At 41.9% G+C, this 12,740-nt stretch carries 13 protein-coding genes; 12 read left to right on the plus strand and 1 reads right to left on the minus strand.

The window, feature by feature from the left end; translation table 11 throughout:
* Positions 1 to 4 precede the first annotated feature (4 nt).
* The 12 genes from VN23_RS02580 (at position 5) to VN23_RS02635 (ending at position 9,180) form a co-directional block, all read left to right on the plus strand.
* Positions 5 to 379: a hypothetical protein gene (locus VN23_RS02580; protein WP_156455101.1), complete on the plus strand. Its 375-nt coding sequence runs from the start codon at positions 5 to 7 to the stop codon at positions 377 to 379.
* Between the two features lie 77 nt (positions 380 to 456).
* Positions 457 to 1,059, plus strand: coding sequence for a type III secretion system needle filament subunit SctF (gene sctF / locus VN23_RS21250; RefSeq protein WP_197433007.1), 603 nt, complete (start codon positions 457 to 459; stop codon positions 1,057 to 1,059).
* 71 nt (positions 1,060 to 1,130) lie between these two features.
* On the plus strand, positions 1,131 to 1,439 hold the full coding sequence (locus VN23_RS02590) for a type III secretion system needle complex protein (RefSeq protein WP_231743326.1): 309 nt from the start codon (positions 1,131 to 1,133) through the stop codon (positions 1,437 to 1,439).
* A gap of 151 nt (positions 1,440 to 1,590) precedes the next feature.
* The gene (gene sctI / locus VN23_RS22040) at positions 1,591 to 1,887 is read left to right on the plus strand and encodes a type III secretion system inner rod subunit SctI (RefSeq protein ID WP_143449552.1); all 297 of its coding nucleotides are present in this window, start codon (positions 1,591 to 1,593) and stop codon (positions 1,885 to 1,887) included.
* Positions 1,887 to 2,621: an EscJ/YscJ/HrcJ family type III secretion inner membrane ring protein gene (locus VN23_RS02600; RefSeq protein WP_046353343.1), complete on the plus strand. Its 735-nt coding sequence runs from the start codon at positions 1,887 to 1,889 to the stop codon at positions 2,619 to 2,621. The genes sctI and VN23_RS02600 overlap by 1 nt, the downstream gene beginning before the upstream one ends.
* The gene (locus VN23_RS02605; protein ID WP_046353342.1) at positions 2,618 to 3,163 is read left to right on the plus strand and encodes a hypothetical protein; all 546 of its coding nucleotides are present in this window, start codon (positions 2,618 to 2,620) and stop codon (positions 3,161 to 3,163) included. Before VN23_RS02600 ends, VN23_RS02605 begins: the two co-directional genes overlap by 4 nt.
* Positions 3,164 to 3,188: 25 nt before the next feature.
* Positions 3,189 to 3,848 carry a hypothetical protein gene (locus VN23_RS02610; protein ID WP_231743327.1) on the plus strand — a complete coding sequence of 220 codons (660 nt, stop codon included), beginning with the start codon at positions 3,189 to 3,191 and terminating at the stop codon, positions 3,846 to 3,848.
* A complete protein-coding gene (locus VN23_RS02615; protein WP_046353340.1) occupies positions 3,835 to 4,383 on the plus strand; it encodes a hypothetical protein in 549 nt (182 codons plus the stop codon). The genes VN23_RS02610 and VN23_RS02615 overlap by 14 nt, the downstream gene beginning before the upstream one ends.
* Positions 4,377 to 5,000: a lytic transglycosylase domain-containing protein gene (locus VN23_RS02620; RefSeq protein ID WP_231743328.1), complete on the plus strand. Its 624-nt coding sequence runs from the start codon at positions 4,377 to 4,379 to the stop codon at positions 4,998 to 5,000. The genes VN23_RS02615 and VN23_RS02620 overlap by 7 nt, the downstream gene beginning before the upstream one ends.
* Positions 5,001 to 5,802: 802 nt before the next feature.
* Entirely contained in the window at positions 5,803 to 6,474 is a 672-nt protein-coding gene (locus tag VN23_RS02625) for a response regulator transcription factor (protein ID WP_046353338.1), read from the plus strand.
* Between the two features lie 114 nt (positions 6,475 to 6,588).
* The gene (locus VN23_RS02630; protein ID WP_156455102.1) at positions 6,589 to 7,311 is read left to right on the plus strand and encodes a helix-turn-helix domain-containing protein; all 723 of its coding nucleotides are present in this window, start codon (positions 6,589 to 6,591) and stop codon (positions 7,309 to 7,311) included.
* A gap of 714 nt (positions 7,312 to 8,025) precedes the next feature.
* Positions 8,026 to 9,180, plus strand: a complete 1,155-nt coding sequence (locus VN23_RS02635; protein WP_052746767.1) for an anthrax toxin-like adenylyl cyclase domain-containing protein — start codon at positions 8,026 to 8,028, stop codon at positions 9,178 to 9,180.
* A gap of 308 nt (positions 9,181 to 9,488) precedes the next feature.
* Here VN23_RS02635 and VN23_RS02640 read toward each other — a convergent pair whose 3' ends face one another.
* Positions 9,489 to 12,461 carry an ATP-binding protein gene (locus VN23_RS02640; protein WP_046353337.1) on the minus strand — a complete coding sequence of 991 codons (2,973 nt, stop codon included), beginning with the start codon at positions 12,459 to 12,461 and terminating at the stop codon, positions 9,489 to 9,491.
* Positions 12,462 to 12,740: the final 279 nt, after the last annotated feature.

Below are 12,740 nucleotides of genomic sequence, written 5' to 3' on the forward strand. Positions count from 1 at the left end.
CTCTGTGAGTGTCCGTTGTTTGGTGCACCTGATTAACTTAATTGGAGTCATAGAAATAGTAATTTCTAATTTTGGTCACCGTGGAGCAATTTTAAATAGATATGCTACAGCAGAGGTCACTACTAAAAATATTAATACGACAGAAAACCTAAGTAGTGAATTGGCTAATTGTTTTTTAGAAAATGTAGTCACCTTTGAAGCAGAAGATTTGAAAGAGCAGAGAGAGAAGGTAATTCAAGATACATATAAAAAATCGTATAAGAAACGCTTTGCAAGTTTAAGGCTCGGTAATTCTATGGATTTTGAGTTTTTTACTGCAGTGAAAACCCCAGAAGAGGTTGCTGCTAATAATGCGGTTCCCGGCGAAAATACAGTGTAACTCACCGATGAGAACGGGCTTTTTTTCTGAGCGCCCTTGGTTTGGCGCACCTTATTAATTTTATTGGAGTAATAAACATGGCAATTCCAAATTTTGGTCACAGCGGTTTGATTTCAAATAGTCAAGCAATGGCAGATGTTGCAACTGAGAATCTTAATGCGGCTAAAAATCCAAGTAGAGCATTGGCTGATTATTTTTCAGAAAATGCAGTGACACTTGAAGCAGAATCTTTGAAAGAGCTGAAAGAAAAGGTATTTCAAGATACATATAAAAAAACTTATGATGAAAAAATAGGGGCTGGTCAATCAGAGGCTGAAGCAAAAAAAGCCGGTGAGGTCGCGGCTAAAGATGCAGTTTCTGGTGACAAAATCAATAATAAACACGCTGGTTATAACGAGGTGTTATTGGCAGTAAAAAGCACACATGTACAGTCCTTTCAAGGTGCCGAGTGGAGTGGTTTTGTTGATACGCTGTCTGCTGGTTTTAATGAGGGTGTGCAGAGTTTGAATAAAGCATTATCTGCAGCGACATCTGGGCTGCAGAACGACCCTACCGACCCATCCAAACTTGCCAAAGTACAATCTGCGCTGAGTGAATATACCATTTACCGTAATTCGCAATCGAATATGAGTAAGGCCTTTAAAGATATTGCATCCTCTGCTGCGCAAAACTTACGCTAGTGTTCGGTTGTGGTGTATGCCTACTACTTACCTAGCATGGTATCTCTCAATTTTTGAATTAAGGAAAAATCATGGCAATGCCTAATTTTGGCCATTCAGGCCTGGTCTCCAATGTTGAAGCTGGCGTTAATGCTGGCAACGGTGCGAAATGGGCTGGGTTTGTTGATCAGCTATCAGGTGAGTTTAATACCGGTGTAAAGGATTTAAACGCAGCTCTTAGCTCGGCGCTCAAGGAGCTTACCGCTAATCCGACCGACCCATCTTTGCTGGCGAAGGTGCAATCGTCTTTGAGTGAATACACAATTTATCGTAATGCACAATCCAATGCTTCTAAGGCTTTTAAGGATATCGCTGCGGGTACTGTGCAAAACTTCCGTTGATACAATGTTTTTAAGGCATGACGGATGTTGTTGGACGATAAGAAAATTTACGCACTCCCCGTTTTTTTGCCGAGGAATGTGAGTTATATGGCCTGTGGAGGGTAGAGCGATGACCAGATTGGCCCCTTCCCTTTTATAAGTAAAAAATACAATGAATATAGTACCTATTTCGCCTGTATCGATGTCGCTTGATAGCAGTATGTCTATTGCTGAGCCTAGTATGGGCTTGGCTGAGCGTGCTAGCCAAGCCTTTGCCCGTATGAGTGTGGATGCTGATGTACGTCGTGGCGCGGTGACTGATGGCATCAATAGTGCTGCTGTGACTAATCCTGCGCAACTCTATGAAATGCAAATGGCGATTGCTAATTACACCCTCGATATTTCACTCGCCAGTACGCTGGCTCGTAAGGCGGTGAGTACTGTTGAAACGCTGGTAAAGGCACAGTAATGTTTAATTGTTTACGTGCCTGCTTGTTGGCGTGTTGTGTGCTGTTGGCGGGCTGTGAGCAAGAGCTATTAAAATCGCTAGATCAGCGCCAGGCCAATGAGGTGTTGGCTGTCTTGCAGCAGGCCAATATAGCAGCAAATAAAAAAGATGCGGGCAAGCTTGGATATGCCATTTTGGTAGATGAAAAAGATTTTAGTGCTGCAGTTGATCTGCTTAAAACGCGAGATTTGCCATCAAAGGCACGTATTGAAATCAGTCAGTTATTCCCCGCCGAATCACTCGTTTCTTCCCCTCGGGCTGAAAAAGCGCGGCTGTATTCAGCCATTGAGCAGCGTCTAGAGCAATCTTTGCTTACGATGCCCGAGATTGTTTCTGCACGCCTGCATTTGAGTTATGACGTGGAAGGGGCGGATACACGTAAGCAAGCTGGCGGAGTGCATTTATCCGCCTTGGTGATTTACCAAAATGATGTGAATGAATCCTTATTGATAAATGAAATTAAGCGATTTCTGAAAAATAGTTTTCAAACTGTAAATTACGATGATATTTCTGTGGTGCTTGCTAAAAAGCCGATTGCTCAGCATTCCTCCCCTTTGGTGAAAACAGCGCTTTCACCTTGGTTGTTGGTGGGGCTTTGTGTGCTTTTTCTCGGGCTAATTAGTGCAGTTCTAACGCTGTGCTGGATTAAATTCGGACGGCGCTTATATCAGTCGAAGCGGGAAGCGCAGCGATGAAGCAGTTATTAAGTGTGCTTTATGCGCCTGCTGATTATATTCATCCTCAGCGTTTTAAATCTCTAGGTAGCCCACAAGGGACAGCTCAGCAGCAGTTGTTAAATTCGCATTTACTAGCCCATTTTGGGTTGTGTAGTGATTTGCCCACTGCTGCTACCAGTGTACTGATGCGTACATTGGTCAGCAACTGGAGGCATTTAAGAACGGCGGCTACTTTGCTTGGTTGTAAGCTTGGGCGGGCTGATTTCGTGCGCAGTGGACAATTGGCCTCACTCAGCTTGATGCAGCAGCGTTACTTGGGATTGCCAATCATTGCTCCTCAAATCGCGCTCCCTGATCAAGGCTGCGTGCAAACCCGTGCGCAAGCACTTGGGGCAAGTTATTTGCTGTTGTTTGTACCGCAATTACCTAATGCGCTTGCGCAGAGGCTGCCGCTGCTGTTTGCACCGGAGCAGCTCAATATTGCTATGCCGTCCGGCCTTGAGCCTAACTACACTTTACTGAATTTTGCCATCGATTATGCCAAGACAAATTACTCTTAATCCACATAGTCACATTCAGCAGGATGTGCTTATACGGCGGCGCCAGTTGGTCGATAGTGAACGCAGCCATGCTACCGTAAGCGAGGCTCAGGCACGTGCTAAAAGCATATTGCGTGAGGCTAGTGAACAAGCTCAGGCAATTTATCAGACGGCCTATACCGATGGATTTAGTACGGGCTTGGTACAGAGTCTAGATGAGGTTTATGCGTACTTGCAGGGGAGTGATCAGTTACAAGCACACATTGAAAGCAGCATTAAAGATGATATGCGTAAGGCTTTGAGTAATGCTTTGGATGTGCCTTCTTTGCTTTTGCAACTTTTGGAAGACTGGCTAAGCAAAGCGCCCAAGGTAACTTCGCTCCGTATTGTTTTACCCCAGCGTGGCAAAGGCCAAGCTCTTCAAATGGCGCGGCGGGTAAGGGAAGTACTGGGGTTTGAGCCTTGTATGCAAATCGATACGGGTGAGCGTTTTATGCTTGAATATGGTGAACATGTACAGGAGTTTTCACCCGCGCATGTGTTGAATGAGATGGATAATAAACTCAAGCAAACCCTAGAAAGTTTGAGCCTAACAGAGCGTTGTGAAGCGCTTAGGGTGAAATCGACGCAAGCCTGGCTGTATCAGCTAGAGGAGCACAAAGGTGCTTCTCAATTAGCGGAAGGAGAAGCCTATGTCGGGCTTTAAAATTATGCCTATAAGCTTGCAGTCTTCGTCTATGCAAGTTATGCCAAGCGGTATTCAAGACCTTGCTGGTCGTGCAGCTGCTTGTTTGGCAAATGTGGCGCAACCCCTTTCCGGTATTCACATTGGCTCAGCAGGCAAAGCGGGCGATGTGCGTAGCACAATCACGGCAGAGGGCCCCAAGCAGATTTTACATGAGAAGCTTTATGCAGAATTAGAAAGCAAATTTGCTGCGGCAACGAAGCACGGGCGGCAGCTTACCTTTAGCGAGATGATCAGCTACGCAAAGTCGATGCAGGGGGGGGATGGACAACTTGCCTTCCCTCGCACTGCTGATTTACAAGCGGCTTTTTCATTTTGTAAGGGCCGTGCTAAGGCAGGTGATGGGCAGAAAGTGCCTATGACCCAGCTGGAAAGTTTATTTCTGGGGGCATGCACCCAATTAACAGCTACAGCTTACTTTTTTGGCCGTTTCTCTGACATGACTTTTTTTCCGGATGAAGACAATGGTGGCACTAAGCTGGAATCTGATTGGTAAGTGCTTTTTCAGGAGTATTTATATTGTTTTGTATCAGTAAAGTTATGTTTTTTGTATTGATGTTTTGGGGTAGTTCGTTAGTACATGCGGGGATTTATGCCTATGTGGATGAGAATGGGCAATTAAGCCTTAGCGCTGAGGGGGCGGATTCACGATTTAAACGCTTCAATCCCCACAAAACGTACCGCTCAATTGTTGTTGAATCAAAGCGCTCTGTTAGAGTCATTAAGCTTTCTGAACAGAAACGTCAGTTATTTCCCATCATTGATGCAATTGCACAAGAAGAGGGGGTGGATCCGCGTTTATTACATGCGGTTATTCGGGTTGAATCGCAATATGATCCAGAGGCTCGCTCGCCTAAAGGGGCGCTCGGTTTAATGCAATTAATTCCTGCCACTGCCAGTCGTTTTGGAGCGAGTGATGCATTGGACCCGAGGGCGAATGTGCGCGCAGGAGCACGCTACCTTAAGTGGTTAAATGGTGCATTTTTAGCTGATTTATCATTAGTCTTAGCCGCTTATAATGCAGGTGAAGGGGCGGTGCGCAAATATGGTAACGCGATTCCTCCTTACCCAGAAACCCAAGCTTATGTACGTAAGGTTTTATCATTTTTGTAATATCCGCAAATGGCCGGGTAATTTTTTGTAGACGCCATAGTGCATCACCAAATTAGGTTAATTAGTTTATATTTAAAACCTCAGCATGTTTTAAAAATAAATAAAATTTATAAATAAGAAGGTTATTGTTTTATTTAATTAATTAATCATTCAATGAAATAGAGGGTATAATAAATTGTCAAGCTCTAATAAAAATACATAGTTAGTTAAGCCTACTTTGGTAGCCCCCTAAAAGACTGCGAAAAAATTCTACTTAAAAATGAGCTGGTTTTTTTGTATTACTCTACAGTATCTAGATTTGCTCTTCGTACAAGTCAGGTCTAATTGAGTTTAATTTAGTATTTATCCAATATATTCTTCTCGTTTTATTCGATAAGCTTGATTTTTAAATTGTTTATTAATTTAAGAACGATTGTTGATAGAGCAGGGCTGTATGGCAAGAAAAAGTTTGTATGACCTTATTTTATTTATTTTATCTAGGGTAGTAATCTGAGCCAGATTAATTCACAAGCTCGGAGGGAGCCATACATCTACGCAGAAATACAGATGTGGATTCGTTCTGCCTGTATCTTAACTAAGCTATGAAATATTACGGTAGTGATTGTGGGGAATAGGAAATTGTACTTTGAGATGAACGAGCTATGGCTAGACTGGAAACTTAAAAATTTCTCTGACGCTAGACGGGAGTTGGGTGTTGTTGAGCGTGTTAAAGCTGGCTTTACCAATTACTGATCCTGATTCTGGAATTGATAAAAAATATACGACACTTGATGTGTACTCGATTTTTACAAGGAGCGTAGATATGGCTGCGTTTGGGATTGATATTATCATTGCAGATGATCATCCTGCCGTTTTATTGGGCGTAGTCGCGAGCTTAGGCGATGCTCCCAGCATTCGGGTTCAAGGGTGTGCAAGTAATTCAACGCAGATCGCTCAGTTGCTTGAATTACATGACTGTAGCGTTTTGGTGAGCGATTACTCAATGCCGGGTGGTGCTTATGGCGATGGGAGCAGTATGTTGAGCGTTTTGAAGCGCCGCTATCCTAAATTGGGCATCGTGGTGATGACTTCAGTGAACAGTAGTTTGGTATTGCGTAGTTTGCTTTCTCAGGGAGTGCGCTGCATTGTGAGTAAGTCTGATGATTTATCTCATTTGGCTCCGGCTATTCATGCTGCATATAGTGGCGGTAGCCATTTCTCGACAACAGTCGCCCGAGTTTTGAGCGAAATTAATGCTGAGACAGCGAGTTTTGACAGAGTGCCTGTGCTGACGGATAGAGAGGTTGAAGTTGTACGACTATTCGTAGGCGGGATGTCGGTGAATGAAATTGCCGCACACTTACATCGGAGCAAGCAAACGATTAGTTCACAAAAAAATAGTGCTATGCGCAAATTGAATACCGAGCGTGATGGTGATTTATTCAAATATGCGGTGGAAGTAGGTCTTGTTACTACTGGCGGATTAGATCAATAAATATTCGTTTTGTTTGCTTGAAATTATGTGACGTGATTTATTTGTATGTCGTTATTATTTGAGGGCGAAATAGCTGATTAAATATTTTGTTTTAGATACTCCTTAGGAAGTGACATGGATTTAGATTTGCAATGGAAGCCATTCCCGCTCATTACCATCATACCCCATGCTACTCAAATGATTTTGTGGAGGCGTTTAAAGTCATCATCTTCGTTGCCATTGAATACACGGTTGTTGAAGCTAGGAGATGCACCATCCAGTACCGTTCTTTTGCAAGTGTATCCTGATGATGGAATAAGCAAGCTAAATATTCAGGAGGGAGAGTACGCTTTATTACCGATGCACGTACTGGCCAAATGCTTGGTTTTTTTGGATTTAGGGTTTAGTGCTCAAATGGTGAGTGCTCCATCAGCGGGGTTATGCATAAGTTTGCCCGCTGATTGTTTGTCTTCGCGTAAAGCACTAGATCAATGGTTTATTGCCGGTGTACTACACGCAGTGCCTGAGCAGTTACAGTTGGCTGCTTTGCTAAGAAAATCTGAAGCTTATCAGTTGGTGCGATTTTTATTTAAAAACTATGGTCAGCACAAAATGGTTGAGTTGCAGCAATCTTATGGCTTATCAAGCAGTTACTTTAGAAAATTGAGTAAGCAAGCTTTGGGGGGGAAAGTAAAGACTGAACTAATGAGTTGGCGTGCGATGGATTCTATGCTTTCTTCCTTGGGAGGCAAAAATGCGTACACGCAGATTGCAGTGGATAATGGTTACGACTCGGCCTCGCACTTTTCTCAAGATATCAAAAAAATATTTGGCGTAGCACCAAGTAAATTAATCTAAGTAATTACATATTAATTCCATGGTCTAATTTATATTTCTATTGTAGTTATATGGTGCGTGATAATACTTGAAAATTCATTCTAATCAATTTCATTTAAATGACATGCGTGTATTGAATGTAATGAGAGGGTTAGGGGCGCACCCTGAAGAATTTGAAGTTTGCTCAAAGAGCCATCTGCCGTATATTAATCAATAGTTATATAAATCCTCTCATTTTCTGTTAATTTCGCATGCAGTTGATGAAGTAATCCCCCCACAAAATCAGCTCATTGGCAAAGCTGAGCGAATTAATGCACAAAGCCATTTTATTGCGGTTTCTTCTATATTTTTAAAATCCTCGCAAGCCAGCTATTTATAACATGCGGTGAAATTATAGCGCTCAATATATTCATATTGCTGAAAATTACTATACCAATCAAGTGCTTTATTTAAAGTGTAATTTCTTACTGGTCATGCGGCATTGGGTTGAAGTTGGGACTTGTCCACTATGTGTGCGGATTTAATGCCGTTACAGTGTGAGTGTGAAATATCACTATGGAAAACAGTAAATCAATATTCACTGGTTATTAATAGGTAATTGTATTTATTTGATATTTTTTTATTGCGTAAAAATTAAATTTTTTAATGTTAAACGAGTTAAATTAATTACATACATTGAACTATACCAGTGAAACTCCTTAATTTTATTTAAACCTATTTTTTTGGATTTTTATTATGCGCTTACCAAAAGTTAGTCCTCGGCCACCTATCATTCCAGTGCAAAATAAGCCTGCTCAGATCCCAAAAGACGAATCTTGCGTTAATTCAAAACTTAGCAGTTTGACAACCAATGAAAAGGAGGTGATAAAACTTTCAGGTTTGGTTCCTCGTCATTGCATTGCTCTAAAGGAGTTTGCCACTCAGAGCAATTGTGTTATTGCGTTCAGGCCAGTAGAGCCAATTTCAACTCAGTTGATCGATGAAAATTACCCTACCAAGAATTTTCATATTAAAGGAAAAAGTTCAACGTGGGGGCCTATGGCTGGTTTTATCGCGGTTGATCAATCATTAAGTAAACTGGAAGGGAGTGATAAAATTGGAGCTTCTAATCAAAAAGTGCAAGAGTGTCTTAAGGATAGATATGCGGTGTCTGGGCCTCTGGAAATTAGTACTGAACGGCTGACATATCTGATAAATGAGGGTGTGTTGCAAAAGCAGGGTGATACTCTTTATACCACCGGCCCGAGTGGCACAAAATATGAGTTTAGCGTATGCGCTAATAAGGATAATGGCATGTTGGCTATTACGCACCGTGATGAGCCCGTAATGGTACTTTGCGATCCAGGAAGCAAAATGCCGTTAACTGCCGACTATGACCTAATGCTAATTGCAACACCATTAGAACAATATGGACCCAAGGATATTCCAGAAAATATTGATATCGATCATGGCCATTTTCTTAAAAGAGTAAGTAGCTACAGTGCACCACTTTCCCTTCAGCTACAGGCGCAAAAAGATTCTCCTGCCCTGTTTTATAATAAGGCAGACAAAGATTTAGGAAATGTGACTAAACGGGTACGTGAATTTATCCCGCAGCTTAATGAGGCGATGGGCTGTCAGCTAGGTAGGGAAGTTGTTCACCATAGTATGGATGCAAACAATCCAGTATCCGATCCTAGTACTAATTATCCAGTAACTTTGTTTTTACCACGTAAATTTGGTGACATTGCAGAAACTATGGTGCTTGCCAGAAACAAGGAAGAGTTGCAGAAAATTATTACCTTGATTAAAGACGAAGGTTTTCATGTGCCGCTTAATCCGCGATGGGAGCCTGAGGTAAACAGCATTAAGCGACCTAGTTTTGTGAAGTCGCAGTCTATGTTTTTCTAAGCGTTAATTAAAATAGTAAGTACAACGCTGGGTGGTTCGTAATTCAGGGGCTTACCCTCGTTGAATCCCTAGGTTGGGATTCGAAATCCAAACGTTCTTGTGGTCGATTGTTTATTTTGTTTAGGGGAGATACCGTACTCTTCCTTGACACGGTTCTGGCACTGTTACCGGCCTCGGTTTGTTTTAAAGTCGCGATAATCTGCCGTTATCAATTGCCCTTGGCTTTCATGTAGAGCTTCTCAAAGGCTGCGAGGAAATGCTATTTAAAGATGAGCTGGTTTTGTGGAGAATTACCGTGTTTGGTGTGGTTATCTGAATAACTGCAAGGCATCTGCGATGCGTTCACTCATGCTTGGCCAAGCTTGACTAAAGGTTTTTAAGTCACCTGCTTTTACGCAGATTTCCAGTTCTATACAGGTCTTCAGAAGGGCATCTAACCCTGCTAATCCAAGGCCGCCTTGGAGTTGATGCAATTCGAGAGCTAGCCCAATAGCATCCTCTTCTTGCAGGGCCGAATGTATTCGCTTAATTGATTTTAAGCTAGTTTCCTGCAACGCAATAAAAACATGAGGGGCAAGAGGCTGTCGCTCCGCAAGATCGTGAAGCTTTACTTGTTTGGTTGTGTTCTTTGAAATGTGTTGGCGCATGGCCCGTGACAGACTGCTTAAGCTTAAAGGCTTGAGCAGCAAGGCATCTATTCCTGCTTCTAGGCAGGCTTGGTGTTCTTCTTCTCCGGCGTAGGCTGTCATGCCCACGATGGGGAGTTTGGCTCCTTGTTCCCGCAGGCAGCGGGCCAAGTCTAGTCCTCCCATTTCTGGCATGGATAAGTCAGTAAGGATTAAGTCATAATGGGTTTCTGAATAGGCCGCCAAGGCTTCGCGCCCGGAAGCCACTATATCCGCAGCATAACCTAACATGCTTAGCTGGTCATATAGCAATGCTTGGCTAGCAGGATGATCTTCGGCTACCAAGATGCTTGATAATGCTGCTATAACTGACGTAGGTTCCTGCAGTATCGGTTGCATGGTTTCTAGATGAGTGGTGCTAAGTGCCTCGCATGGAGGAGCATGTACACGTAAGCTAAATATACTTCCTTGCCCTAGTTCACTTTGTACGCATACCTCACCCTCCATGAGCTGTGCTAGACGTAGGCATAGAGCAAGACCTAGCCCGCTGCCGCCAAAACTATGCTGAATGCTTGCATCTGCTTGTACAAAAGGATTGAATAGGGTTTGCAGTTTATCGGCGGCAATACCAATGCCAGTATCGGCCACACTCAATACATGCTGCTGAGTGCTTTCATCAAAATATAAAGTAATAGTGATTTTACCTGCGTGTGTAAATTTCAAAGCATTACTGAGTAAATTAGCAAGAATTTGGCGCACGCGCTCGCCATCAATCCAGTAATGGCCTAGTGCATTTGGCGCTATTTCATAGGTAAGTGTTATTTTTTTTGCTGTGGCCAGCGGTTCAAATAAACTTGCTAATTCTTGCACAATATTGTCCAAGGCATAGCATTGAGGGGATAAATGCATTTGATGTGCCTCGACTTTTGAGAAGTCAAGAACAGTATTTAATAAATCAAGTAGTGATTTGCTTGCATTACAACTCGCCGCTAATTGTTTTTGAGCCTCTTCAGGTAATGGCTGATAAGCCATTAGTTCTAAATTACCCAATATTGCATTTAAGGGAGTCCTTATTTCATGACTTATGTTGGCTAAAAAATCTGATTTCAGTTTGCTTGCTTGCTCTGCATATTGCCTTGCTGCTTTTAGCCTAGCTTCAATTTCAAATTGCTCGGTAATGTCCTCCATGCAGCATAAAATAACATCTTCATTGTTATAACGTTGAAGTTCAAAGGAACACTTGAAATTTATTTTTGTGTTGTTTAGTGGCAAGCTGATGTAATTATTTTGTTTTGACGTGGTTTCTTTTTCTTTCCAGTTCGTAAACAGTACTTGCCACAGCTCTTCATTAGCATATCTGTTTGCATAGCTAGTAATACAATCGTTAGCCATTATTAAATCGCCAGCTTTTGCATGGATTAGACATATTCCTATCGGTACGTTTTGCATGATAACTTGAGATAGTTGTTCGCTTTCAGCGGCTTGCTTTGCACGATGATAAATCGGTTGTGCAAAACGCTTATGGAGAAACAAAACAAAAAACCAAAAGCTAAATAATATAAATACCATATAAGAGATTAACTTAAGCAAAGTATGGCCACGGGCAATGAGAAAGCTGCGCCAGTCATAGGAATATACTAGGCTCCATCCTTGATTTCCAATAGAGCTAGATAATTGAATTTTACCAAGTTCACTATCTTCTTGTATTTCATTTTTATTTTGCTGAGGTATCGGAGTCTTGTGATTTAATTTATCCCGCGCTGCTGGAATAGAATTCTCTTCTGATTTTAATTCGTTTAGGACATCTCTTCCTTGTGAGTCAAGTAACTTGAAATTGCCATCGTGTTTTTCCCTCTGTAGGGTTTGTTTAAGCAAATCTACAGACACGATGCGTCCCACTACTAAAAATACGTTGTCTTTTTTAAACGCAGGCATCCATAGCTCTAGCCCGCCAATGGGTAGAGATAAATTTCCTTCAAAGGGCATCCAAATGCTCTGCCTGGATTTTTTTAGCTCAGCTTTCTTGATTGGGTCACGTATTTGTGGCAATTGAGGGGCTAAGTGTTTGATTAGATCATAGGTTTCTATATTTGAAAATTTTCTTAGCTCTTGAGGTGAAGGAGCTGGCCAAGTCCCTAGAAAAGTGTAATCAGGGGAAAAAAATACACCGGTTGTTTCGGTGATTAATTGTGAGTTCGTAGTCCGTACTGCCCCAGAATAAATAGATATATAGGTTAAAAAATCAAGTAAACCTTGATTTAATTCTTGACTTTTATGATTTGCTATTACCCAAAGATTGCAGCCGTAAGAAAAGTCAGAATATATGACTGCGTTGTCTTTGCTATGGCATTTTACTTTTGTATTTAAAGGGAAGGGGGGTGTGACAGCAGAAAACCTCTCCGCCAATAATACATTGGTGAGTAGATTCGTTTCTCGACGCTGAATCTCATATTGTAAAAGATGTTTTCCGTTAATCAATGTTGAGCGAGCTTGGGCCATGTAATTGTCAATGGTCCATTTCGCCTCAACAATGACTAAAATAATTAGAAGTAAGCTAAAACAACCACCGCCAATAAAAATGGCAATGCCGTAATACTGTCCCAGTAGTTTTAGTGCGACACTATTTTGCTGCTTGATGCTTTTCCTTTCGTCCAATTTAAGCTCCTTACTAGGGTTTCTCTCTCTGCTGGGGGGCTTATCAATGTCTTTTTAATGAGAGTCTCGAATGCTTCGCGGAGCTCCTCTATTAAACTTGAACCTTACAAAAAAACTGGTTTACTGAGCGATTGCTTGTTGGTTTACACAGAAGTTTGTGTTCTTTATTGAATTTCCCCATCCCTAGGTAACTTAAGCTCCTTTTAGGCATCAAAACGTCTAAAAGTTCATTTCCTTCAATTAGGCTAAATACTTCATATGGAGCGCCATCACCTTTAG

Origin of the sequence: Janthinobacterium sp. B9-8 (assembly GCF_000969645.2) — a bacterium.
GTDB lineage: Bacteria > Pseudomonadota > Gammaproteobacteria > Burkholderiales > Chitinibacteraceae > Iodobacter.

What these genes read in the sequence shown, in the direction of transcription:
- VN23_RS02615 (WP_046353340.1), top strand. Translation starts at nt 3,835, where the DNA reads ATGTCGGGCTTTAAAATTATGCCTATAAGCTTGCAGTCTTCGTCTATG.
- VN23_RS02635 (WP_052746767.1), top strand. Translation starts at nt 8,026, where the DNA reads ATGCGCTTACCAAAAGTTAGTCCTCGGCCACCTATCATTCCAGTGCAA.
- VN23_RS02625 (WP_046353338.1), top strand. Translation starts at nt 5,803, where the DNA reads ATGGCTGCGTTTGGGATTGATATTATCATTGCAGATGATCATCCTGCC.
- VN23_RS02630 (WP_156455102.1), top strand. Translation starts at nt 6,589, where the DNA reads ATGGATTTAGATTTGCAATGGAAGCCATTCCCGCTCATTACCATCATA.
- VN23_RS02590 (WP_231743326.1), top strand. Translation starts at nt 1,131, where the DNA reads ATGGCAATGCCTAATTTTGGCCATTCAGGCCTGGTCTCCAATGTTGAA.
- VN23_RS02605 (WP_046353342.1), top strand. Translation starts at nt 2,618, where the DNA reads ATGAAGCAGTTATTAAGTGTGCTTTATGCGCCTGCTGATTATATTCAT.
- sctF (WP_197433007.1), top strand. Translation starts at nt 457, where the DNA reads ATGGCAATTCCAAATTTTGGTCACAGCGGTTTGATTTCAAATAGTCAA.
- VN23_RS02600 (WP_046353343.1), top strand. Translation starts at nt 1,887, where the DNA reads ATGTTTAATTGTTTACGTGCCTGCTTGTTGGCGTGTTGTGTGCTGTTG.
- sctI (WP_143449552.1), top strand. Translation starts at nt 1,591, where the DNA reads ATGAATATAGTACCTATTTCGCCTGTATCGATGTCGCTTGATAGCAGT.